The sequence below is a fragment of the Solemya velum gill symbiont genome, assembly GCF_002020255.1.
Taxonomy (GTDB): Bacteria; Pseudomonadota; Gammaproteobacteria; order Chromatiales; family Chromatiaceae.
In genome coordinates this window covers 25,226-46,450 of sequence record NZ_MPQG01000014.1, presented here as the reverse complement: position 1 = coordinate 46,450, position 21,225 = coordinate 25,226, and the positions used below count along the sequence as shown (strand labels likewise).

The 21,225-nt window shown below is 53.6% G+C and carries 24 protein-coding genes; 10 read left to right on the top strand and 14 right to left on the bottom strand.

From position 1 onward, the window contains the following. Positions 1–35: 35 nt before the first annotated feature. The 4 genes from phoR to argS all read right to left on the bottom strand — a co-directional run bounded on the left by phoR (position 36) and on the right by argS (position 4,493). Positions 36–1,382 (bottom strand): phosphate regulon sensor histidine kinase PhoR, encoded by a 1,347-nt coding sequence (gene phoR / locus BOW06_RS09945; RefSeq protein WP_052132043.1) that lies wholly within the window; start codon positions 1,380–1,382, stop codon positions 36–38. Beyond that, on the bottom strand, positions 1,379–2,074 hold the full coding sequence (gene phoB / locus BOW06_RS09940) for a phosphate regulon transcriptional regulator PhoB (protein ID WP_043116186.1): 696 nt from the start codon (positions 2,072–2,074) through the stop codon (positions 1,379–1,381). The genes phoR and phoB overlap by 4 nt, the downstream gene beginning before the upstream one ends. Before the next feature lie 72 nt (positions 2,075–2,146). Next, complete coding sequence (locus BOW06_RS09935; protein ID WP_078454657.1) at positions 2,147–2,722, bottom strand: SPOR domain-containing protein; 576 nt, start codon at positions 2,720–2,722, stop codon at positions 2,147–2,149. A gap of 10 nt (positions 2,723–2,732) precedes the next feature. Further along, positions 2,733–4,493: an arginine--tRNA ligase gene (gene argS / locus BOW06_RS09930; RefSeq protein WP_043116730.1), complete on the bottom strand. Its 1,761-nt coding sequence runs from the start codon at positions 4,491–4,493 to the stop codon at positions 2,733–2,735. A gap of 152 nt (positions 4,494–4,645) precedes the next feature. Between argS and moaB the strand changes: the two genes are divergently transcribed. Further along, complete coding sequence (moaB, locus tag BOW06_RS09925; RefSeq protein WP_078452668.1) at positions 4,646–5,167, top strand: molybdenum cofactor biosynthesis protein B; 522 nt, start codon at positions 4,646–4,648, stop codon at positions 5,165–5,167. Between the two features lie 360 nt (positions 5,168–5,527). Here the strand turns inward: moaB and BOW06_RS09920 are convergent, their stop codons facing one another. The 3 genes from BOW06_RS09920 to BOW06_RS09910 form a co-directional block, all read right to left on the bottom strand. Continuing rightward, complete coding sequence (locus BOW06_RS09920; RefSeq protein ID WP_043116190.1) at positions 5,528–5,902, bottom strand: hypothetical protein; 375 nt, start codon at positions 5,900–5,902, stop codon at positions 5,528–5,530. Between the two features lie 32 nt (positions 5,903–5,934). Beyond that, a complete protein-coding gene (locus BOW06_RS09915; protein WP_043116191.1) occupies positions 5,935–8,127 on the bottom strand; it encodes a primosomal protein N' in 2,193 nt (730 codons plus the stop codon). 286 nt (positions 8,128–8,413) lie between these two features. Next, entirely contained in the window at positions 8,414–9,160 is a 747-nt protein-coding gene (locus BOW06_RS09910) for a sulfite exporter TauE/SafE family protein (RefSeq protein WP_043116731.1), read from the bottom strand. Between the two features lie 159 nt (positions 9,161–9,319). Here BOW06_RS09910 and BOW06_RS09905 point away from each other — a divergent pair, with 159 nt between their 5' ends. Beyond that, on the top strand, positions 9,320–10,297 hold the full coding sequence (locus BOW06_RS09905) for a DUF4124 domain-containing protein (protein ID WP_179115111.1): 978 nt from the start codon (positions 9,320–9,322) through the stop codon (positions 10,295–10,297). Positions 10,298–10,324: 27 nt separating this feature from the next. Here the strand turns inward: BOW06_RS09905 and slmA are convergent, their stop codons facing one another. From slmA to coaBC, 4 genes are read right to left on the bottom strand one after another with little or no spacing between them, the layout of a single operon-like run. Further along, positions 10,325–10,903 (bottom strand): nucleoid occlusion factor SlmA, encoded by a 579-nt coding sequence (gene slmA / locus BOW06_RS09900; protein ID WP_043116195.1) that lies wholly within the window; start codon positions 10,901–10,903, stop codon positions 10,325–10,327. 1 nt (position 10,904) lies between these two features. Continuing rightward, the gene (argB, locus tag BOW06_RS09895) at positions 10,905–11,801 is read right to left on the bottom strand and encodes an acetylglutamate kinase (protein ID WP_043116197.1); all 897 of its coding nucleotides are present in this window, start codon (positions 11,799–11,801) and stop codon (positions 10,905–10,907) included. Between the two features lie 12 nt (positions 11,802–11,813). After that, positions 11,814–12,269: a dUTP diphosphatase gene (gene dut / locus BOW06_RS09890; RefSeq protein WP_043116198.1), complete on the bottom strand. Its 456-nt coding sequence runs from the start codon at positions 12,267–12,269 to the stop codon at positions 11,814–11,816. 14 nt (positions 12,270–12,283) lie between these two features. Beyond that, positions 12,284–13,492, bottom strand: a complete 1,209-nt coding sequence (gene coaBC, locus BOW06_RS09885) for a bifunctional phosphopantothenoylcysteine decarboxylase/phosphopantothenate--cysteine ligase CoaBC (RefSeq protein WP_043116199.1) — start codon at positions 13,490–13,492, stop codon at positions 12,284–12,286. A 180-nt stretch (positions 13,493–13,672) separates the two neighbouring features. Here coaBC and hemN point away from each other — a divergent pair, with 180 nt between their 5' ends. Together hemN and radC are read left to right on the top strand one after the other, a co-directional pair. Beyond that, on the top strand, positions 13,673–15,058 hold the full coding sequence (gene hemN / locus BOW06_RS09880) for an oxygen-independent coproporphyrinogen III oxidase (protein WP_078454660.1): 1,386 nt from the start codon (positions 13,673–13,675) through the stop codon (positions 15,056–15,058). A 98-nt stretch (positions 15,059–15,156) separates the two neighbouring features. Beyond that, positions 15,157–15,831 carry a RadC family protein gene (radC, locus tag BOW06_RS09875; protein ID WP_078454661.1) on the top strand — a complete coding sequence of 225 codons (675 nt, stop codon included), beginning with the start codon at positions 15,157–15,159 and terminating at the stop codon, positions 15,829–15,831. Here radC and BOW06_RS09870 read toward each other — a convergent pair. Then, positions 15,805–16,770, bottom strand: a complete 966-nt coding sequence (locus BOW06_RS09870) for a hydrolase (protein ID WP_043116204.1) — start codon at positions 16,768–16,770, stop codon at positions 15,805–15,807. The two genes, radC and BOW06_RS09870, sit on opposite strands and share 27 nt — an antisense overlap. A gap of 129 nt (positions 16,771–16,899) precedes the next feature. Here BOW06_RS09870 and tsaC point away from each other — a divergent pair, with 129 nt between their 5' ends. The 6 genes from tsaC to BOW06_RS09840 all read left to right on the top strand — a co-directional run bounded on the left by tsaC (position 16,900) and on the right by BOW06_RS09840 (position 20,077). After that, positions 16,900–17,466: an L-threonylcarbamoyladenylate synthase type 1 TsaC gene (gene tsaC, locus BOW06_RS09865; RefSeq protein WP_043116205.1), complete on the top strand. Its 567-nt coding sequence runs from the start codon at positions 16,900–16,902 to the stop codon at positions 17,464–17,466. Then, positions 17,463–18,386: an oxygen-dependent coproporphyrinogen oxidase gene (gene hemF / locus BOW06_RS09860; protein WP_370607995.1), complete on the top strand. Its 924-nt coding sequence runs from the start codon at positions 17,463–17,465 to the stop codon at positions 18,384–18,386. Before tsaC ends, hemF begins: the two co-directional genes overlap by 4 nt. Positions 18,387–18,488: 102 nt before the next feature. Further along, positions 18,489–18,716 carry a DUF350 domain-containing protein gene (locus tag BOW06_RS09855; protein ID WP_043116208.1) on the top strand — a complete coding sequence of 76 codons (228 nt, stop codon included), beginning with the start codon at positions 18,489–18,491 and terminating at the stop codon, positions 18,714–18,716. Position 18,717: 1 nt separating this feature from the next. Then, positions 18,718–19,389, top strand: coding sequence for a transglycosylase SLT domain-containing protein (locus tag BOW06_RS09850; RefSeq protein WP_078452672.1), 672 nt, complete (start codon positions 18,718–18,720; stop codon positions 19,387–19,389). Further along, on the top strand, positions 19,328–19,855 hold the full coding sequence (locus BOW06_RS09845) for a GNAT family N-acetyltransferase (RefSeq protein ID WP_052132045.1): 528 nt from the start codon (positions 19,328–19,330) through the stop codon (positions 19,853–19,855). The genes BOW06_RS09850 and BOW06_RS09845 overlap by 62 nt, the downstream gene beginning before the upstream one ends. 24 nt (positions 19,856–19,879) lie before the next feature. Continuing rightward, positions 19,880–20,077 carry a hypothetical protein gene (locus BOW06_RS09840; protein ID WP_043116209.1) on the top strand — a complete coding sequence of 66 codons (198 nt, stop codon included), beginning with the start codon at positions 19,880–19,882 and terminating at the stop codon, positions 20,075–20,077. 42 nt (positions 20,078–20,119) lie between these two features. Here BOW06_RS09840 and BOW06_RS09835 read toward each other — a convergent pair whose 3' ends face one another. Together BOW06_RS09835 and BOW06_RS09830 are read right to left on the bottom strand one after the other, a co-directional pair. Continuing rightward, positions 20,120–20,983 (bottom strand): ferredoxin reductase domain-containing protein, encoded by an 864-nt coding sequence (locus BOW06_RS09835; protein WP_043116211.1) that lies wholly within the window; start codon positions 20,981–20,983, stop codon positions 20,120–20,122. 54 nt (positions 20,984–21,037) lie between these two features. Continuing rightward, positions 21,038–21,223, bottom strand: a complete 186-nt coding sequence (locus tag BOW06_RS09830; RefSeq protein WP_179115110.1) for a chemotaxis protein — start codon at positions 21,221–21,223, stop codon at positions 21,038–21,040. Positions 21,224–21,225: the final 2 nt, after the last annotated feature.

Below are 21,225 nucleotides of genomic sequence, written 5' to 3'. Positions count from 1 at the left end.
TGTTACAAATCTGTTGGAGAAATATGAACTTTTTGTTACAAAATCCGCCCTGCCGGACTGCTTACTTCTGCAGCCTCAAGACTCCCGGATTTGGCCACACGGGATGGTGGAAAGCGGCACACAAAGGTCGACCCGGAGCCGTAATGGCTTTCAATCTCCAATCTGCCATCGTGGCGATTGAGAACATGTTTGACGATAGCAAGCCCAAGACCGGTACCACCACTCTTACGCGAGCGCCCCTCATCAACCCGGTAGAAACGCTCGGTGAGACGTGGAATATGTTGCTGCTCGATGCCGATTCCCGTATCCAGAACGCTGAATACGGCAGAGTCGCCCTCCATGAACCACCTGATTTCAATCACACCACGTGGCGGTGTGTAGGCGATTGCATTGAAAACCAGGTTTGAAAAGAGGCTGCGCAACTCGCTCGCGTGCCCCTTCAACAGCAGTTTTTCATCAGCCTGATGTGAAATTCTGTGGGCACGTTCGCCACTCAGCAGGCGCGCTTCAGTCTGCAGCGCCTCGAGCAGACCGGGAACATCGACAATCTCTTCAATTCCCGTTGCCTCACCCTGTTCAACCCGTGACAGAAGCAGCAGGTCTTCGACAATCTGCTGCAGGCGTGCAGACTGCCTGTCCAGCTGTTCGATCACAGGCTGCCATTCGTCCATCGATTCGCCTGCATCACGCATGCTTTCGAGATAACCGCGAATCACTGTCAACGGAGTACGCATCTCGTGCGAGACATTGGCGACAAAGTCCTGGCGTACGGTTTCAAGCTGCTCAAGGCGGGAGATATCGCGCAGCTGCAACAGCAGCTTGTTTTCATCAAAAGGAGCAACCCGCAGCTCTAGTAACACACCATTATCGACCGGCGATGTCAGCTTGATTGGCGTGCGGTAATTGTTGTTTTTCAGATAGGAATCGAATCTTGATGAAGCGAATATACTGGAGACCTTCACACGACTGACATCATGCCGACTGATACCGAGCAAGCGGGTTGCCGCCTGGTTGATCCACTCGATGGTTCCACTCTCATCAACCACAAGGGTGGCGTCAGGCAGGGCGTTGGTTGATGCCTGGAAGCTCTCGAGCATCTGTAGCAGCTGCTTTTCTCTCCGGCGTTCACTCTGGCGCAGTTCGACGGCACCATCGATTGCCGCTTTCCACACGCCAAGAGAAATGGGCATTGAATAATTCTCACTGTCCCGCATCCAGGCGTGGTAGCGCAGCATCTGTAGCAGGTGCCAGCCTATATATATAGCGCCGGCAAGCAGAAATGCTCCGCTCGGGTAACCGCTGACGATACCCAGTATGACGGCAACGACAACGAATGCTGCGAGCAGCAGTATCTCATGCCACCATGAGCGGCCGATACTCACGACTTGGCCTTGCTCCCGGAGAAGCGGTAGCCTGCTCCGCGGACCGTCTGGATCATCTCATCTGCGCCATAGGGTTCAAGCGCCTTGCGCAAACGGCGAATGTGGACATCGACAGTTCGCTCCTCGACATAGACGTTGGTGCCCCACACGTTGTCGAGCAGCTTGCCCCTGCTATAAACCTTTTCCGGGTGTGTCATGAAGTAGTGCAACAATCTGAATTCGGTCGGGCCCAGGTCGATTGGATCATCCTCACAATGCACCCGGTGTGATGCAGGATCGAGCTGCAGAGTACCGTTTTTAACGATGTCATCGGTTACATGCGGCAATGTTCGACGTAACAAGGCCTTGATGCGTGCCGTCAGCTCGCGTGGTGAAAAGGGCTTGGTGATGTAATCATCTGCACCGCTTTCGAGGCCGCGTACCTTGTCATCCTCTTCTCCGCGCGCTGTCAACATAATGATCGGGATCATCCGGGTTACAGGACTCTCCTTGAGTTCACGAGTCAACTCAACACCACTAACCCCCGGCAGCATCCAGTCCATCAGGATCAGGGCAGGCTCACCGGTTGTGAGAATTTCTCGAGCCTCTTCGGCTGTCTCTGCCTCAAGGCATTCATAACCAGACTGTTTCAGTGTGAAGCAGGTCATTTCACGCACAGACGGCTCATCTTCAACGATTAATATTCTGGTCATGTTGGCACTATTCCAATTCGGTTAATCGCGAATTAAACCATCTGATCATGACAGTTTGATGACAGTTGTCAGCTAACCCTCGTTTTTTCTTACCTTGAGAATCAGGCTTTCAACGCCGTGATCCCGCAAGCGCATGTGCAGTCCGTATGCCTGTTCACGCGGATAGGGACCACTGCGTACACGGTAATAGGTTTTGTCGTTGATCGCTACTTTCTCGATGCGTGCCGAGATACCTATCAGGGCCAGGCTCGCCTCCATTTTTGCCGCGTCAGGCCTGTTGCGATAGGAGGCCAACTGCAGTTGATAGAGACCGCTTTTTTGGGTTGATTTTTCTGCTGTCGGCTTCAGTGCCTCGGGCGGAACAGCAACTTCCATCTCCGGCAATACCGTGTAAAAGCTGTAGCTCGGACCTTTCGGCTGCTGCGGTACGGGCCTTGGCGGTTGAACTGGCAGGGTTGGCTTCTGAGCCACGACCCCTGCGGTGGTGAGCCACTGTGGTTGTACCTTGGCAATGATAAACACAACGGCTGCTGACAGCACAATGCCACTGATAAACCAGGCCCAGCACGGCAGTGAATGATCACTTTTCCTGCGTGCGGGCGCTCTCTTCTTGCGTGCTGCCGGGCGTTTTTTATAGTCGTGTGGCATAAGTGTCCGCTTACATGCTCTGAGGCGCAGAAACGCCCAGCAATTTTAAACCGTTCTCAAGCACCTGGCGCGTTGCCTGGATCAGCTTGATACGCGCATCGCGCAAATTTTCATCGTCGATCAGGAACTGGTGTGCGTTGTAATAGGTGTGCAGACCGTTTGCCAGCTCGCGCAGGTAGTGGCACAGCTGGTGTGGCTCATGGTGGAGGGCCGCAGCCTCGAGAACTTCCGGATAACGTGCCAGCTGTGTCAGCAACTCCTCTTCATGCTGCTCAGTCAACAGGTCGAGGTGCTCGTCACCTTCTGATGTTGTGACATCAATACCCTTTTCGCCTGCCTGGCGCAGTACCGAGCAGATGCGCGCATGTGCGTACTGCACATAGTAGACCGGATTATCAGATGACTGTGACTTGGCAAGATCAAGATCAAAGTCGAGATGCTGCTCCGACTTGCGCATAACGTAGAAAAAACGTGCCGCATCCGCCCCGACTTCCTTACGCAACTGGCGCAGGGTGACAAACTCACCCGAACGCGTCGACATCTGGACCTTCTCACCGCCGCGGTAGAGAATAGCGAACTGCACCAATAGCACTTCGAGGTTTGATGGTTCGGCACCGAGTGCCTGCATTGCTGCCCTGACACGCGGAACATAACCGTGATGATCAGCACCCCAGACATCAAACACCTGCTCGAAGCCACGCTCGAATTTTTCCATATGGTAGGCGATGTCAGATGCAAAATAGGTCGTTTGGCCATTGTCGCGCACAACCACACGGTCTTTTTCATCTCCGAAATCGGTGGAACGAAACCACTGTGCCCCGCCCTTCTCATACAGATATCCAGCATTCTGCAAGGCTTCGAGGGCGCGCACGACCGCTTTCGAATCGACCAGTGAGCGCTCTGAATACCAGTTCTGGAAAGTCACGCCGAAGAGCTCGAGGTCCTCACGGATATCGTCAAGAATCGTATTCAGGCCCAGATCAAACACGTGGCGATAACCGGTTTCGCCGAGCAGCTGCTTGGCGCGTGCGATCAGCGCATCGATATGTAGCTCCTTGTCACCGCCATCCGGCTCATCAGCCGGAATGTCGGCAAAGACAACATCAGCTGCGTGACGATAGGTATCTGCAAACTCGCGGTGCAGGGTTGCTGCGATATCCCACACGTAGTCACCCTTGTATCCATTGGAAGGAAACACAATCGTCTCGCCAGCAAGATCAAGGTAGCGTAACCACACCGAGGTGGCGAGGATATCCATCTGGCGTCCGGCGTCATTAACATAGTATTCACGATGCACGTCGAATCCGGCTGCCTGCAGAAGATCGGCAACGGTTGCGCCATAGGCTGCTCCACGACCATGCCCGACATGCAAGGGGCCGGTCGGATTGGCCGAAACAAACTCTACCTGCACACGCTTGCCGGCACCGACTGTTGAGCGACCGTACTGGTGCCCCTGCTCCAGAATCACTGGTACATGCTGGTAAGCCGCCGAACTTGAGACAAAAAAGTTGATAAAACCGGGGCCTGCGATCTCGACACGATCGATGACATCATCCTGCGGCAGGGCTGCAACCAGCTTTTCAGCCAGTGCGCGCGGGTTCATCTTTGCCTGCTTGCACAGAACCATGGCCGCATTGGTGGCAAAGTCGCCGTGGCTAGAGTCACGCGTACGCTCAATATTTGGCTCGATGCTGACAGAGGCGTCAAAAATGCCCTCTGATACCAGGGTGTCGACGGCGGTGGAGATGATTTTCTGAATCGCGGCTTTCATGAAGTGGGCACGTAAAAGGCTGTTAAGCACAAGTTCTTGGGAATTGGTTGTGAAGGATAACGGAAAGATCATCCTGTATAAACCTGAAAAAGCGTGAATTCACGACTTGCTTGGGTACAATGAGGCAAACAGACACATCAGGAAATCGATTCATGTCCAGCGAGCGCGACTTCATACCACTCAACATCTGCATCCTCACCGTTTCCGACACGCGTACCGAGGCGGATGACAAATCTGGTAATACACTGAGAAAACTGGCCGAAGAGGCCGGTCACAATGTCTATGAAAAGGCCATCACTCCGGATGATATCTACCAGATCCGTGCCGTGGTTTCACAATGGATAGCGAACGACGAGGTCAACGTCGTCATCACCACCGGTGGTACCGGTGTCACAGGCCGGGACAGCACGCCCGAGGCAGTCACACCCTTGCTCGACAAAATCATCGATGGCTTTGGTGAAATGTTCCGCGTACTTTCATATGATCTGATTGGCCCCTCAACCATGCAGTCTCGTGCCATTGCCGGAGTTTCCAATGCCACCTACACCTTCTGCCTGCCCGGCTCGACCGGTGCCTGCAAGGATGGCTGGAACAAGCTTATCTCGCACCAGTTAGACTACCGCACACGCCCATGCAACATGGTGGAGCTGATGCCGCGCCTGCTGGAAAAGTGACTGCCTGGAACACCCAATACCGCGTCATACCGGCCCTGGGCCGGCATCCAGTCAACCTGGGGCTGAACTAACTACGTTTTTCTCCCCTTGGCTTCTGGCGTAACAAGTACAATACCCGTCTCCCCATCCCTTCACGCTATGCCTTTTGTGTCCACCCCACGGACGCGAAAGGAACTCGCGATCGCTGATCGCTCAAACACCCTTTCGCTCTCCTCCGTGGGATAAACACGGCTCCGCTGGCGCGTGAACGAAACAGGCAAAGGTCAGGAGATAATGACTGTTGGTGCCGGGCGATAATCACAGTAAAAAACGTGGTCTGTCTCCGATATCCCCACGCTATCCCCAATATTCAGAAGTCACTCAGGCCAAAAAAAGCGGAACGCCGTAAATCAGCGCACCAATGATGAACCAGACAAGAAATGCCCACGAGATCCAGTGCTTCAGCCTGAAGAAAACCACTTGTTGAGTTGCGCGTAACAACCAGAATATCGAAATTAGGCCCAGTATCGATCGCCCCAGCCCTGTGTGTAACAGTTCGTCTGCATGAAAAATTGAAAGGTATGCAAATATGACGAAAACAAAGGTCAGGCTCAGATTGAGAACCTGCATGATTGCCTGGTTCAGGCTGGATAACCGTGGCAGCTCCTCAGGCCACTTGAAGATGCGCCAGAACAGCAAATGAAAAACAACCAGCGCGATACAGTAGACACCACCAACATTAACCAAGACTTCCATTACCGATTCCTCGTTGTTGCATGTGGCAGGTTTTACAACTGCTCCTGCGGATCGATATCAATACTCCAACGTACCGAACGTGCTGTTTTGAGTTTCCTCAGCCGCTGAGACCAGCTATCAATATGCGCATGCAAAGTCGCACGCTCTGTAGCCTGCAATAGCAGGTGGCCGCGAAAATGGCCAGCCTTACGCTCCATCGGCGCTGGAACAGGCCCCCAGATTTCGACATTATTCAGCAACTCCCTCGCCGTATCAGCAGCATACTCGAGAAAATTGTCGGTTTTTTCTGCCGAACTACTCTCAGCGCGCAGAAGCAGTTGGTAGCTGTAGGGAGGAAACTGCACCTCATGGCGCTCCTTGAGTTCAGCTTTCGCAAAACTGTCGTAATCCCCACGCAACAACTCTTGCAACAGGGGGTGGTCTGGATTGCGCGTCTGGATGATCACGTGCCCCGATTTTTCACCTCGCCCTGCCCTGCCAGCCACCTGCAGCATCAGCTGTGCCGTCTTTTCCGGTGAACGAAAATCTGGTGACAACAGACCCGCATCGAGATTGAGAATGCCAACCAGGGTGACATTGGGGAAGTCATGCCCCTTCGCTACCATCTGGGTACCGACGAGGATGCCCGACTCCCCCTTGTGCATTTTCTCCAGGTGCGCTTCAAGACTGCCCTTGCGACGGGTGGTATCACGGTCAAGGCGCACCACAGGCGTTTCCGCAAACAGCTCACCGAGAGTCTCTTCCAAGCGTTCCGTACCCTGCCCCAGGTAGACAATCTCCTCACTTTCACAGGCCGGGCAAACCTTCGGCTGTGGCTTTTGATATCCACAGTGGTGACACCAGAGCCTGTGCGCTGATGCATGGAAAGTCATGCGTGCATCACAATGTTCGCACTCGGCAATCCAGCCGCACTGGTTACAGGTCAGCTGCGGCGCATAACCACGTCGGTTGAGAAACAGTATCACCTGCTCTCCTGCCTGCAGGCGCTTGCGTATCGCCTTGATCAGCGTTGCTGACAGACCACCGTGCAGATGCTCACTTCGAATATCGACCGCTTGCAGGGTCGGTGGCACTGCCCCACCCGCGCGTTGGGTCAGTCGCAAATGCTGATAACGTCCCTGCAATGCGTTGTATATGGTTTCAAGTGAGGGTGTTGCCGAGCCCAGCACAACCGGAATCTCCAACTGCTTTGCACGCATCACGGCAACATCACGTGCAGCATAGCGAAAGCCCTCTTGCTGCTTGTAAGAGAGATCATGCTCCTCGTCGATAATGATCAGTCCGAGTTCAGGCAGCGGTACAAAAACGGCTGATCGCGTACCAACCAGCAGGCGTGCATCCCCGCTGCGCGCTGCATTCCATGCACGTTCGCGCTCGCTGTCACCCATACCGGAGTGCATGCTGACGACCACTGATTCGATACCGGCCTGAAAACGCCTCAACAGCTGTGGGGTCAAACCGATCTCCGGCACCAATACCAGCACCTGTTTGCCCTGCCCGATGACGGCTTGTGCCGCCTGAATATAGACCTCGGTTTTGCCGGAACCCGTCACTCCCTGTAGCAGGATGGGAGCAAATTTCCCGTCAGCCTCAACCATCGCAGTGACGGCATCGTGCTGCTCATCGTTGAGCTTGAGTGCCTGTTTCGATTGCCTGTTTTCATTGCTTGCTGAATCAAAATGGGCACTCTCTTCAATCCACCCTTTTTGTGCAAGCCGTTTCAGTACGCCACCGATATCAGCACCAAGTTCACGCAGTTGCGCCTCTGCTACGGCACTTCCCGCCTCTTTCAGTTTCTGAATCACAATTATCTGGCGTAAAGCCCGCGCATTAAGTTCGTTGACGTCCGGACACTCCGGAGTCAAGGCCCAGTAACGCTGTCGGTGCGCTCTTACCGAACGCTCCTGGCGCAGGTTGACCGGCAAAGCTGTCGCTACCACATCGCCAATTGGATGGTGATAGTAGTTTGAACTCCACTCCAGAAGCTTGCGCAGTGGTACATCAAGTAGTGCGGTGTCATCGATGACCTGCTCAACAGGTTTCAGTTTGTAGGGAAGATCATCCTTTTGCTCGGCAAATTCCCATACAATTCCGACTCGTTTGCCGCGTCCGAATGGCACCAGTACACGACAGCCCGGTTCGGCCGTCATATGTGCCGGAAACAGGTAATCGAACAGCCCTGGAAGGGGGGCTTGCACTGCGACACGGACGATTCTTTTTCTCATTACGACAATCTTACACGCATGCCTCTTTTCGGACTGCTGTCAATTACACACAGCCTGTGGATAACTCTGTGGATTGATAACCTGAGTTGACTGATTTTACTCATTTTTTTGCCAATCAAATATTTTGCACAATAAAGATGCGCCAGTACATATATTTAATAAAATCAATATTTTACAGAATTTCAATGGATTCTAATAAATGATTTGCTGATTTTGCATCGCACAAGTCAGCATCCATTGCCATGGTGTGAAGAACTCACATTCCTACAGGCAATTCACGCGTCCGTCAACCGAAAATCAACTTGATGCCAAGCACGATTGTGACGGCCTCAAAACCCCGTTTAATCCAGCGATTTCCCTTGGTAATCGAGAGATGCGCTCCTGAATAGCCGCCGAGCAGCGAACCGACGATCAAGACAGGTAACCATTCCCATTTTATGTCGCCCAACAGGCCCAGCGTCAGCGCACCCGCGCCATTCCAGAAAAGCCCGACAAGAATCAGCGTATAGGCAACGGCGCGCTGGTAATCCAGCCCGAACCAGCGGATCAGCCAGATGGTGACAAAAAGCCCGGTTCCAGAGGTCAAAGAGCCGTTAAGTATACCGATAAAAAATAGCCCCGTACCACCCAGGAGATAGCCTGACCGATTTCGGTGTACCGGCAAGTGCTCCTGACCAAGCTGTTTACGCCAGATCGAATAGAGCCCTAGCCCGAGCGTCAGAATACCGAGGGCAATTTCAGCATGACGATCCTTAACGGAGAGGATCAGGCTCGCTCCCAACACAACCCCCGGGAGACCTGTTGCAAGAATAAAGAGCATGAAATCACGTTCCAGCGAACTTGACCTCAGGTGCCTGAGCGTTGCCCCTATGCCGAGTGCAACAGAAGCGACCTTGTGTGTTGCCAGTGCGACCCCGAAAGGCAGTCCGAGGAAAAGCAATGCTGGCAATTGCACCAGGCCGGCACCACCACCGGAGAAGGCAGAAAAGAGATTAGCCACATAGGAGATCAGGAACAGCGCGAGGTTTTCAATCACTCTTGACGGCCCCGCAAATCAGGTTCACGGGCGTGAGCTTGCTGATATAATCGACCGAAGTATTGGAAAATAATCTTGGTTTTTGACTATTCACAGACCACATTGTTGGGATACCCTTTACCTTATGTCTATTGAACTTCACGCAGGATGCTCCTGGTGATCACGTTTCGTTTTGCCATTCTAACGTTAATTACAGTGCTTTCGCTTGCTATAGCGAGCCAGCTGCATGCAGGCCTGTACCGTTGGGTTGACGCGAACGGTAAAGTCCACTATTCGGATTCGATGCCCCCGGAAGTCGCCCTCAAGGGCACAGATGTACTCAATAAACAGGGCATTCGTGTCAGGACAATCACACCGCCTAAGTCAAAAAACGAAGTACAGGCAATAGTCGATGATGAACACGCACGCAAAATCGAGGAGCAACGGCATAAGCGCCAGGTTGCAGCGGACAAATCCCTGCTTGCGGCCTATCGCCATGAGCGAGATATACTGGAAGCAAGGGATGAAAATATCGCCATCGTCAGCGCCGCCGAGCTGGTTATTAATGGCAACATCCACCGCACCAGGCTTCACCTGCTGCACATGTCTTCCCTGACCGACAAGCAGGTTTCTGATCTGAAAAAACTGCTCCACAGGAACTATGCATCACTCTTCCGCTATGACAATGAACGCGAGGGGATTGAGGAAAAATACAATGACCTGCTGCTGCGTTACCGACACATTCAAAGTTTTGGTCCCGGCGCAACGGCTCTGATGGAGAATTCGCTTGACTCGGATGTGCCCTTCCTGACTTGCCACAATGTCCATCTCAAGTGCCCCGATAGTGAAACCTGCACACGCTGGTGGAAACATACAAAGCAATACATCACCGAGAACTCGGATATGCCGCTGCTGCTCGAATCGGAGACGCTGCTGTCAACCCAAATGCCTATTCAGAGCGAAGACATCAGTCTGAGTGCAGCGTTCGAGCCAAGGGGAGCGAATGGATCCGGTGAGATTCTGCTGGATCTCGATTGCGGTGATATCAATCCGTCCGGCGAGAGACGGCAGACCAGCTATGAAGGGGAGTGTATTAGCCAGCGCTCAAAAGGTATCAGCAAACAATTCAGGCCTTTTGTCACCGGGGCGTATTGATACCAAAGAATCTCTGTTAAAGGTTCTCTAAAAAACTGCCTTGACGACAAGCGCCCACGACTGCTCCAGCCCATCCATCGGTGAGGTAGTGAAAATAGAGCGGCGATAGTGGTGCAGACGACCCTCACTCCAGTCAACAATAAAACGGGCAGCAACCTCAGGATCAACGCTGGCCTCACGTTCATTACGCATAGCAGCCTCGCGCAACACCTGGCGTAACTGGGTTTCAAGGCGATTGAAAAATTGCTCGACGCGCTTGTGCAGACGCTCGTTTTCTCCTGTTAAAGCATCGCCCAGCAGCAAGCGGGTGATTCCGGGATTACGATCTGCAAACGCGAGCAGCAGGTAACAGATGCCATAGCAGCGTGCCACCGTCTCCTGGCTATCAGCTAGAACCTTGTTGATACGTGAAAAGACACTCTCTTCGGCAAACTCGATTAGCGCTTCGAAGATTTTTGCCTTACTGGCGAAATGGCGATAGAGCGCTGCTTCAGACACCCCGGCCGAGGCAGCCAGTGATGCCGTCGTAATCCGGTTGCCTGATTGTGCCGCCAGTTCATGGGCGAGACTTTCAAGGATCGCCTGCTTGCGCGAGGGCCGTGGCATCTCAGGACCCCATGATCAGGGTTCCGATTCCCTGATCCGTGAAGAGCTCAACCATAACCGCGTGGGGCACGCGCCCGTCGATAATATGTGCACTGGCAACACCTGACTTGACTGCGTCAAGGGCACAGCCGATTTTCGGCAGCATGCCGCCATGGATGGTGCCATCGGCAATCAGGTCGCCGACCCGTTTCGTATCCAGCCCTGTGAGCAACTTTCCCTGCTGGTCGAGCAGTCCTTCGATATTGGTCAGCAGGATCAGTTTCTCGGCTTCCAGCACTTCTGCCATCTTGCCAGCCACCAGGTCAGCGTTAATGTTGTAGCTAAGACCGTCCTTGCCAACACCGATAGGCGCGATAACCGGGATAAAATTTCCATGCACAAGCATATCAACGACCGAGGCATCGATACTCTCGACCTCACCGACATGACCGATATCGATAATCTCGGGCACATCAAGTTCAGGTGCGTTACTACGCATTTGCAGGCGCTTTGCATGAATCAGGTCGCCATCTTTACCGGTGAGACCAACGGCTGATCCACCATGACGGTTAATGAGATTGACGATCTCCTTGTTAACCAGACCACCAAGTACCATCTCGACCACGTCCATGGTCTCGGCATCTGTGACACGCATACCCTGGACAAACTCGCTCTCCTTGCCGAGTCTCTCGAGCAAACTGCCAATCTGCGGACCACCACCATGAACGACGACCGGATTAATACCAACCGTTTTCATTAGCACCACGTCACGTGCAAAGCCTCTTTTCAGATCCTCGTCGACCATGGCATTGCCGCCGTACTTGATCACCACGGTCTTTCCACGAAAGCGCTGAATATAGGGCAGAGCTTCCGTCAATACATGTGCGACATTTTTTGCTTCGTCAGCTGTCAGTCCCATCGCTAAAACCCCTCAGTGACGCCCGGAATGACCAAAGCCGCCTTCGCCGCGGTGACTCTCGTCAAACTCGTCAACAATTGTGAATTGCGCCTGTACCACTGGCAGTACCACCAGTTGCGCAAGCCGCTCACCAATCTCTATACGGAACTCCTCACTGCCACGGTTCCAGCAGGAGACAAACAGCTCACCCTGGTAGTCGGAATCAATCAGGCCAACCAGGTTGCCAAGAACGATACCGTGCTTGTGACCAAGCCCGGAGCGCGGCAGTATCACTGCAGCAAGCTTGGGATCACCAATATGAATGGCGATTCCGGTCGGAATCAGCTTGGTTTCACCGGGTGCCAACAGCATGGGTTCTTCCAGCATCGCGCGCAGGTCCATACCGGCCGAGCCGGGTGTGGCATAAGCGGGCAGGGGGAATTCATGTCCGAGACGCTGGTCCAGTATCTTCAGTTCGAGTTCATGCATAAATCTTGCTCTTTTTAATCATCGCCCTCAGGCTTCTTGAATTGGTCACAAATCAGTTCGACCAGCCTGTGGGCCAGCCGCTGTTTATCCATCATCGGCAGTTCGATACTGCCATTCTTCCACAAGACAGTCAGGGCATTGTCTGCCGCATCAAAACCGCCTGTTTCGCCGCCAACATGGTTGGCCGCGATCATGTCCAGGTTCTTGCGTGTGCGCTTCTCTTCGGCATGCCCGACAACATCGTGCGTCTCGGCAGCAAAGCCGACACAGAAGGGGGGCTCGGGAAGGGCGGCAACGTCGGCGAGAATATCAGGATTACGAACCAGCTCCAGCGTCATACTCTGTGCTGATTTCTTGATTTTACCGTCAGCGACATCTGCCGGACGGTAATCGGCCACTGCGGCGCTCGCCACGAACAGCGCCTGGCCGGCAATTGAGTCCATCACAGCAGCGTGCATTTCTGCTGCCGACTCGACATCGATGCGCCGCACACCTTTCGGCGCCTCCAGCTTGACCGGCCCTGCAACCAGGGTCACCTCGGCGCCTTGCTCGACCAGTGCCCGGGCCACTGCAAAACCCATCTTGCCCGAGCTGCGATTGCCGATAAAACGTACCGGGTCGATCGCCTCATAGGTCGGGCCTGCCGTGACCATGGCACTAATACCATCAAGGCGGCCTCCCGGGAAACTGGCATCTATTTTTTCTGCAATCTCTGCAGGCTCGATCATCCTGCCCATGCCGACGTCACCACACGCCTGCTCTCCGGCTGCAGGACCCCATATAAGGTATTCACGCTCGTCCAACCGTTCAAGGTTCGCCTGCGTGGCAGTATCTGCCCACATCTGCTGATTCATCGCCGGGGCAATCGCTACCGCTGCCGGTGTTGCCAGCACCAGTGTTGTCAGCAGATCTTCTGCCTTTCCATGCGCAAGACGTGCCATCAGGTCTGCCGTTGCAGGAGCAATCACCACGAGATCTGCCCAGCGTGCCAGCTCGATGTGGCCCATGGCCGCCTCGTGCTCTTCGTCAAAAAGCCCGCTCCTGACCGTGTGTCCTGTTAGTGCCTGGAATGTCATGGGGCCGACGAATTCGGTTGCTGCCGTTGTCATGACGACCCGCACCTCGGCTCCGGCCTTGACCAGCAGGCGCGCGAGTTCAGCGGATTTGTAGGCTGCTATTCCGCCGCTGACACCCAGTAATATATGACGCCCCAGTAAAGACAAGGCAACTGTTCCTGTAAGAGCTCTTCTACGCAGATAGATTATCAGATAGAAATCTGCTGCGGTAGTAAGCACTCACAATAAACTTCCATCAGCCAGCGACCGGCAATAAAAAGGCTAACAACTAATGACAAACGAGCAATAACCCTTTAAAGATTACTCTTTTAACCTTAGAATGCCCTGATGGACAATCCCTTGATACTTGATCCCGAACTGATCAAGCGCTACGACCTCAGCGGCCCGCGCTATACCTCCTACCCAACTGCGCTGCAATTTGATGACAGCTTTACAGTTGATGATTATCGCACAGCTGCGGAGGACTCCAATCACACTGACCGTGGGCTGTCGCTCTATTTCCACATTCCTTTTTGCGACACGGTCTGCTTCTTCTGCGCCTGTAACAAGATTGCAACCAAGGACCGAAGCAAGGCACAGCCATACCTGGACCGTGTCTACAAGGAACTGGAAATGCAATCCAGGCTGTTCGATTCATCACGCCAGGTCAGGCAACTTCACTGGGGAGGCGGCACACCGACCTTCATCAGCAACGAGCAGATGCACGAGTTAATGCTCAAGACCAGTGAGGCTTTCCAGTTGGTCGATGATGACTCGGGCGAATACTCGATCGAAATCGATCCGCGTGAAGCAGACCGTGAAAAAGTGATGCAGCTGCGTGAAATCGGTTTCAACCGTATCAGTCTCGGCGTACAGGATTTTGATCACAAGGTGCAGGTTGCGGTCAACCGAATACAGCCCGAAGAACAGACCATCGAGGTGCTGACAGCAGCCCGCGATGCCGGTTTCAAGTCTGTCAGTGTCGACCTGATATACGGATTACCACTTCAAACTGCAGATAGTTTTGATCGCACGCTTGATCGCATGATCGAAATCTCTCCCGACCGCCTGTCGGTATTCAACTACGCACACCTGCCAGAGCGCTTCAAGCCGCAGCGCCGCATCAATGAAGACGAGCTGCCACCGCCTGAAGAGAAACTGGAGACCCTGCGCCGTACTGGCAGCAAACTGGCCGAGGCCGGTTATGTTTACATCGGTATGGATCACTTCGCCAAGCCAGAAGATGAACTCGTGGCACACCAGAAGGCAGGCACCCTGTATCGTAACTTCCAGGGCTACTCGACTCACGCAGACTGCGACCTGATCGGTATCGGTGTTACCTCCATTGGCATGATCGGCAACGTCTACGCACAGAACATGCGTGGTCTGGATGACTATAATGCACGTATTGATGCCGGTGAGCTGGCTGTTTCACATGGTCTCACACTGACACTTGACGACATGATTCGCCGTGACGTCATTACCCGCCTTATCTGCAATTTTCAGCTTGATATCGCCTCTTTTGAGCGAAAATGGCGTATTAATTTTTTGGACCACTTCGCCACAGAACTGGAACGCCTGCAGGAAATGATCGAGGATGATCTACTCACAGTAGGTGACCACAAAATCACCGTCCATCAACGCGGAAGACTGCTTATTCGAAACATTTGCATGCAGTTCGATGCTTATCTCGACAGAGATGGCGCAAGCAACCGTTACTCCAAGGTACTCTAAACAACAGCAGGGATTCAGCAAACCCGCCTGCAGGTTACTGCAGGCTTTTTCAGGCAAACTTTGCCAGACTCTATGTTCACCACGAACGGAGTCATGGAATGGCTATCAGCGATTGGCCGAGCGCGGAAAGGCCAAGGGAAAAACTGCTTCAGCGCGGCGCGACTGCGCTATCGGACGCCGAACTGCTGGCGATTTTTCTGCGCACCGGCGTTAAGGGTAAAAGCGCTGTTGACCTGGCACGGGAACTGCTCAGCAACTTTGACGGTCTGCGCAACCTGCTGGCCGCCGACAGGCAGCGTTTCTGCGAGGCCGCCGGCCTCGGCGATGCAAAGTTTGCCCAATTGCAGGCGGTCGTCGAGATGACACGTCGCTACCAGGGTGAAAAAATCAAGCGTGGCGCTGAACTCACCTCACCCGGCAAGGCATTCAGCAACCTGCAGGCAGAGATCGGCAGTGCTACACGCGAACTCTTTGGCGTTCTGTTTCTCGATACACGACACCGGGTCATTTGTTTCGAAACCCTCTTCAGCGGCACCATCGATGGCGCAAGCGTTCATCCTCGCGAGGTAGTCAAGCGCGTCCTGCAGCACAACGCCGCAGCCGTGATTCTTGCGCACAACCATCCATCCGGCGTTGCCGAGCCGAGTCGCGCTGACATCAACATCACGGAAAAGATAAAATCAGCGCTGGCATTGGTCGAAGTCCGCCTGCTGGATCACATTATTGTCACTGCCGATGGCGCTGAATCAATGGCCGACCGGGGGCTCATCTGATTTCAGGAACTCGATAATCCGCTTCTCAAGCCAGCGCTGCGGCAAACCACCTGTGATGAATCCGACATGACCGCCGTGTTGAGTCAATTCAAGCGTGACATGCTCGGACAGTTCTTCTGGTTCAGGCGCTGCATATGGATACATAAAGGGATCGTCACTGGAGTGAATGATCAGCGTGCGCTTGCGAATGCCGCCGAGATACTGCCTGCAACTGCTGCGACGATAATAGTCATCAACACCGTCAAAACCGTGTAATGGCGCCGTGACCTGGTCATCAAACTGGAAAAAATCCTTTAAGTCAGCAACGTCGATATCGAGTGGAGAAGGGCGCTTGTCGAACTTGCGCTGGTAGGCAGCGCGCATTTTACGCAACAGGTAGGACTGATAGATGCGCGAACCGCCCTGCTGCAAACGTTTTGCCGCAAGCTCCAGACGAAAAGGAATTGAGACTGCAACCGCAGATCGGGGTGTTGCATCACTACCCGCCTCACCAAGCCACTTGAGCATCGCATTGGCCCCCAGTGAATAACCAACCATTGCCTGCAAAGACTTGCCGGTGACCTCAACAACATGTGCCGCTACAGCGGAAATGTCAGCCGTATCACCCGAATGATAGGCCCGGTCGAATCGGTTTGGCTCACCACTACAGCCGCGAAAATGCATGAAAACAGCGCTATATCCGCTCATCTGCAGTGAATTCATCATCGCGGCAGCATAATGTGAATCAATCGACCCCTCCAGGCCATGGACAACCATGACCAGCGGCCCATCACCTTCGCCCCAGACAAGGTCAACAAAATCACCGTCTGGCAGATCAAAGCGCTCTTTACGCCCTTCAAATCGCTGTCGCGCGAAGAAAACCGGCCAGAATGTCTGCAAGTGAGGACTTTTCAGCCACCATGTCGGCCTGAATTGACTCTTGATCAGTAATCCACCCATTATCTGTACATCTTGCCTTAATAAGAATTAATCGTTATCTTCGCTCCCTTCTCCCGAAAAAGAAATCGATTATGAGTAAACCATTCGTTGTGGTCCGATCACGGCCGACATGGAACTGCAGGAGCAACTTTGAGTAACTCACTATTGCCTGCGTGGAAATTACGTGAGGCCAGGCGCTGCCTCCATAGCGGCGGCGTCATCGCCTACCCGACCGAGGCTGTTTACGGCCTCGGCTGCGACCCGCTCGACCCACAGGCAGTCGCACGACTGTTTTGGCTCAAGGGCAGGGCGCCTGAAAAAGGAGTGATTCTGGTCGCATCAGCGATCGAGCAGCTTGCACCCTATATCCGTGTCGACGAGAAAACCACAAGGGAACTCGAAAAAAGCTGGCCCGGACCGGTCACCTGGGTTGTTCCAGCCGCAACCGATGTTCCGGCATGGATCACCGGTGGTCGCGACACTGTTGCTGTGCGAGTGACAGCACACCCCATTGCCAGTGACCTGTGTACAGCCTTCGGTGGCGCACTGGTTTCAACCAGCGCCAACACCTCTGGCAAAGAACCTGCTCGCAACCCCTTGCAGGTGCGTCAAAGACTCCGACACCTTCCTGATATGATCGTCTACGGCGCCACCGGCAAGCTGGACAGACCGACCGAGATCCGTGATGCTACAAGCGGCATCCTTCTGAGGGCATGAGAATAAAAAATATGGATGAAATATCGATCAGAAATGTAAAAAACTACCTTCTTGGTTTGCAGGACAGCATCTGCAACGCACTTGCCGAAGAGGATGACGGCGACGGCTTCATGGAAGAGAGCTGGGAACGTGAAGCCGGCGGAGGCGGGCGCACACGTGTGATGGAAGGCAGCAAGGTTTTTGAAAAAGCCGGTGTCAACTTCTCACATGTTCATGGCACCCAGCTGCCGCCGTCAGCAACTGCTGCTCGCCCGGAACTGGCCGGCCGCAGCTTCCAGGCAATGGGAGTTTCGCTGGTAATACACCCTAACAATCCTCACGTGCCAACATCACATGCCAATGTGCGTTTTTTCGTCGCCGAACATGAAACAGAAGAGCCGGTATGGTGGTTTGGTGGTGGTTTTGACCTGACCCCATACTATCCGATTGAGGAGGATGTGGTTCACTGGCACACCACAGCAAAGGCAGCATGCGATCCCTTCGGTGATAACGTTTACGCCGACTACAAGAAGTGGTGCGATGATTACTTCTTCCTCAAGCACCGCGATGAAACTCGCGGTGTCGGCGGCCTCTTTTTCGACGACCTCAACGAGTGGGGCCTTGATAAGACATTTGAATTCATGCAGAGCGTCGGCAACGCCTATATTCCCGCCTACCTGCCAATCGTACAGAAGCGACGCGAAATGCCATACTCTGAGCAGGAACGTGACTTCCAGCTGTATCGTCGCGGGCGCTATGTCGAGTTCAACCTGGTGTATGACCGCGGCACCATTTTCGGCCTGCAGAGCGGCGGCCGCACTGAATCAATCCTGATGTCACTGCCGTCACTGGTGAAGTGGCGCTATAACTGGTCACCGGAACCCGGTTCACCCGAGGCTCTTCTGTACGAACGCTATCTCAAGCCGCAGGAGTGGATCTAGAGTCAAACGCTGGAACAGCCTGAGGTTGGCTGATTCGGCTATACTTAATACAAATAAAGAACAACAGGCCCGTATATAAACGGGCGAATCCCGGAGGATTTTATGACCGACCTCGACCCGCTATTACTTAACATCATCTATGTCGCTACCGGTGGTGTCATGGTGCTGTTTTTCATGTGGATGGGCTGCAAGCTTTTCAGCCACATTGTCAACTTCAGCATCCCCGACAAACTTGCCGAGGGCAACATCGCCGTCGGCATCATGATTGCCGGTATGTTCGTCGGTATTGGAACAGCTCTTGGCCTTGTCATAGGAATGGGTTTGAACTGACATGGACAGGCCTGGCCTGCTGTTTTTTGTTGCACTGCTGCTGCCGGTCATTGCACTGGCTGCAGTCAAGGACCCGCCGGTGGATGACGAACACTGGAGCAACAAGTACGACGATCATTTCCGCAAATATTCCAAGCACTATTTTGGCCCGGCATTTGACTGGCGCTGGTTCAAGGCACAGGGAATAGCCGAATCCAACCTGAAACCGAAGGCAAAGAGCCGCGTGGGCGCAAAAGGCGTCATGCAGATTATGCCTGCCACTTTCCGCGAAATTCAGAAGAAGAATCCGCACTACAAGGATATCACCACGCCGCGCTGGAATATCGCTGCAGGAATCTATTACGACCGTCAGATGTACAAGCTTTGGAAAAAAGAGAACGAAAACATATCGCCCAAGGAGCGCCTCGCATTTGCCCTCGGTAGCTACAATGCCGGTTTTGGCGGAGTCCGCAAGGCATACAGGAAAGCCTCAACCAGTGATAAAAAAGCCCAAAGCTGGCAGGAGGTCTCTCCCTATGCACCGAAAGAGACCCGCAACTATGTCAAGCGCATCCACGGGTTGATGCAGACAGCATCGGTACCAAAACCCGAGCCAACATCAGCACCAGAAAATGAAGAACAAAAACAGCAACAACCCAAGTCCTTTCTCTATCACTTCTTTCGCCAGCGATAACGACATTCGAGCTGCCGAAGCGCTGGCAAAGAAGATCTGGCGTAACCATTACAAGGTAATTCTCAGCCACGAACAGATTGAATTCATGCTGCGCCGATTTCAGTCTATGGCGGCGATGAAAGAGCAAATTGATGCCGGATACCACTACTACCTGGTCTCCGACAGGCAAAAGGCACTTGGCTACTTTTCATTCCAGTTACGCGGGCAGGAACTGTTTCTGAGCAAGATCTATATCGACGCCGACTATCGCGGCAAGGGCGCTGGTTTCTACGCTTTCGATTTCATCGAGAAACAGGCCCTCAAGCTTGGCGCAACAGCCATCACGCTGACCGTCAACCGGCACAACAGCAGTGCACTGGCCACTTATCAACGCTGGGGAATGGTCATCACTGGCGAACTGGTGACCGACATTGGCAACGGCTTTGTGATGGATGACTATTGCCTTGAGAAACAGCTTGGCAACTGAATAGCTCGCATATAAGCTTCGTGGATGAAATATATCAAGCTTCTGACAATTCCATTTCTCGCCATATGTCTTGGTGGCTGTATCGTCGGTGAAACTGCGGCCTTCGTGGTCAAGGCGCCGTTTGAAGTGGCCGATGCCGTCATACCGGGTTCTGCAGGTGATGCTGTTGAATCAACCGGCGAAGCTGCCGCCTGGGTGACTGACGCGGTGATTCCTTTCTGACAGCCGTCAATAAACAGCAAGGCACTTTCGCCTGACAACAAACTACTGGAACGTCAATTCTGCCCAGCGTCCCTCACGGGCCAACTGCTTCCTTAACGCCTGCCAGGCGGCTTCCGAACCCGCCACTTTACTCATCACCTTGTCCAGTACGGCGACCTGCTTTTTTAATCCGGCAAGATAGACGTAAGTATTTGGCTCCTGCATCAGCGCCCAGGTCTCAGCGCTGTTTTCAGCCAGGCTGTTCCCCAGTGCGACGGAAGCATCCATACGGGGACGCGGGTTGATGGCACTGTATGCCTTGAAAGTCGCCTCATCGTAGTAGTTTGTCAGGTCACTGTTCTGGTCGTTCATGTATAGCGTGTCCAGACCACTTTTGGCGCCGTAGAAAAGTCGAACCTTTCCCTGCCAGTCCCCGTGCTGGTCGTAGATCGATTTAACCAGGGTACGGAACGGCGCAATCCCCGTGCCTGTGCCGATCATCAGCAGGTTGCTGCCCTTGTCGGCCGGCACTCTGAATGCCGCCTTGTAGGGTCCGGTAATAGTAATCTGCTCACCGGGTATCGCATCACACAGGTAATTGGAAGAGATACCAGGGTAACTCTCGCCCGACACCTCGTCAATGTAGAAACAGCGTCTCACGAGAATTTCTATCTCCACGTTTTCAGCATCTTCCGTGTGCATGCCTGCAATCGTGTAGTAACGATGGTGAAATTCATTCCCGAACGGGTGTGGGCCTGGCACCAGAACACCGATATTCTGTCCCGCCATGCAGCGAAATGCCGGCTCATCGATGGACAGGTGCAGTTCACGGATCTCATCGGTGTTGTCAGAAGTAATACGCTTGCTAGATTTAACCGTGGCCTGGCAGCTATTGCCAAGAGCCTCTTCCAAGTTTATATCTGTCATATCGAATCCCGTATAAAGTAGATCATTCAGTCAGTACGCCGCAAATTCACGTCGCTATTTCTGTTTCTTGCATGAACCGCCACTGCCGCATTGACAGGAAGATCCGCACCCTGAGCCCTCTTCCCGCGGCGGCCCGAATTCCGGGTGACGCATGGCATATTGTCGTGTAATCCACTGTACGACAACCCATACCAGGAAGAGCAGGGGCAGAGCCAACATCGCAACAAGATAATCTCGCATCA

Bases quoted from the DNA above. Each gene is read 5' to 3' on its own strand.
- phoB (WP_043116186.1), bottom strand. From the start codon at position 2,074: ATGACCAGAATATTAATCGTTGAAGATGAGCCGTCTGTGCGTGAAATG.
- BOW06_RS09935 (WP_078454657.1), bottom strand. From the start codon at position 2,722: ATGCCACACGACTATAAAAAACGCCCGGCAGCACGCAAGAAGAGAGCG.
- argS (WP_043116730.1), bottom strand. From the start codon at position 4,493: ATGAAAGCCGCGATTCAGAAAATCATCTCCACCGCCGTCGACACCCTG.
- moaB (WP_078452668.1), top strand. From the start codon at position 4,646: ATGTCCAGCGAGCGCGACTTCATACCACTCAACATCTGCATCCTCACC.
- BOW06_RS09920 (WP_043116190.1), bottom strand. From the start codon at position 5,902: ATGGAAGTCTTGGTTAATGTTGGTGGTGTCTACTGTATCGCGCTGGTT.
- BOW06_RS09915 (WP_043116191.1), bottom strand. From the start codon at position 8,127: ATGAGAAAAAGAATCGTCCGTGTCGCAGTGCAAGCCCCCCTTCCAGGG.
- slmA (WP_043116195.1), bottom strand. From the start codon at position 10,903: ATGCCACGGCCCTCGCGCAAGCAGGCGATCCTTGAAAGTCTCGCCCAT.
- argB (WP_043116197.1), bottom strand. From the start codon at position 11,801: ATGGGACTGACAGCTGACGAAGCAAAAAATGTCGCACATGTATTGACG.
- dut (WP_043116198.1), bottom strand. From the start codon at position 12,269: ATGCATGAACTCGAACTGAAGATACTGGACCAGCGTCTCGGACATGAA.
- hemN (WP_078454660.1), top strand. From the start codon at position 13,673: ATGGACAATCCCTTGATACTTGATCCCGAACTGATCAAGCGCTACGAC.
- radC (WP_078454661.1), top strand. From the start codon at position 15,157: ATGGCTATCAGCGATTGGCCGAGCGCGGAAAGGCCAAGGGAAAAACTG.
- BOW06_RS09870 (WP_043116204.1), bottom strand. From the start codon at position 16,770: ATGGGTGGATTACTGATCAAGAGTCAATTCAGGCCGACATGGTGGCTG.
- hemF (WP_370607995.1), top strand. From the start codon at position 17,463: ATGAGAATAAAAAATATGGATGAAATATCGATCAGAAATGTAAAAAAC.
- BOW06_RS09855 (WP_043116208.1), top strand. From the start codon at position 18,489: ATGACCGACCTCGACCCGCTATTACTTAACATCATCTATGTCGCTACC.
- BOW06_RS09850 (WP_078452672.1), top strand. From the start codon at position 18,718: ATGGACAGGCCTGGCCTGCTGTTTTTTGTTGCACTGCTGCTGCCGGTC.
- BOW06_RS09845 (WP_052132045.1), top strand. From the start codon at position 19,328: ATGAAGAACAAAAACAGCAACAACCCAAGTCCTTTCTCTATCACTTCT.
- BOW06_RS09840 (WP_043116209.1), top strand. From the start codon at position 19,880: ATGAAATATATCAAGCTTCTGACAATTCCATTTCTCGCCATATGTCTT.
- BOW06_RS09835 (WP_043116211.1), bottom strand. From the start codon at position 20,983: ATGACAGATATAAACTTGGAAGAGGCTCTTGGCAATAGCTGCCAGGCC.
- BOW06_RS09830 (WP_179115110.1), bottom strand. From the start codon at position 21,223: ATGCGAGATTATCTTGTTGCGATGTTGGCTCTGCCCCTGCTCTTCCTG.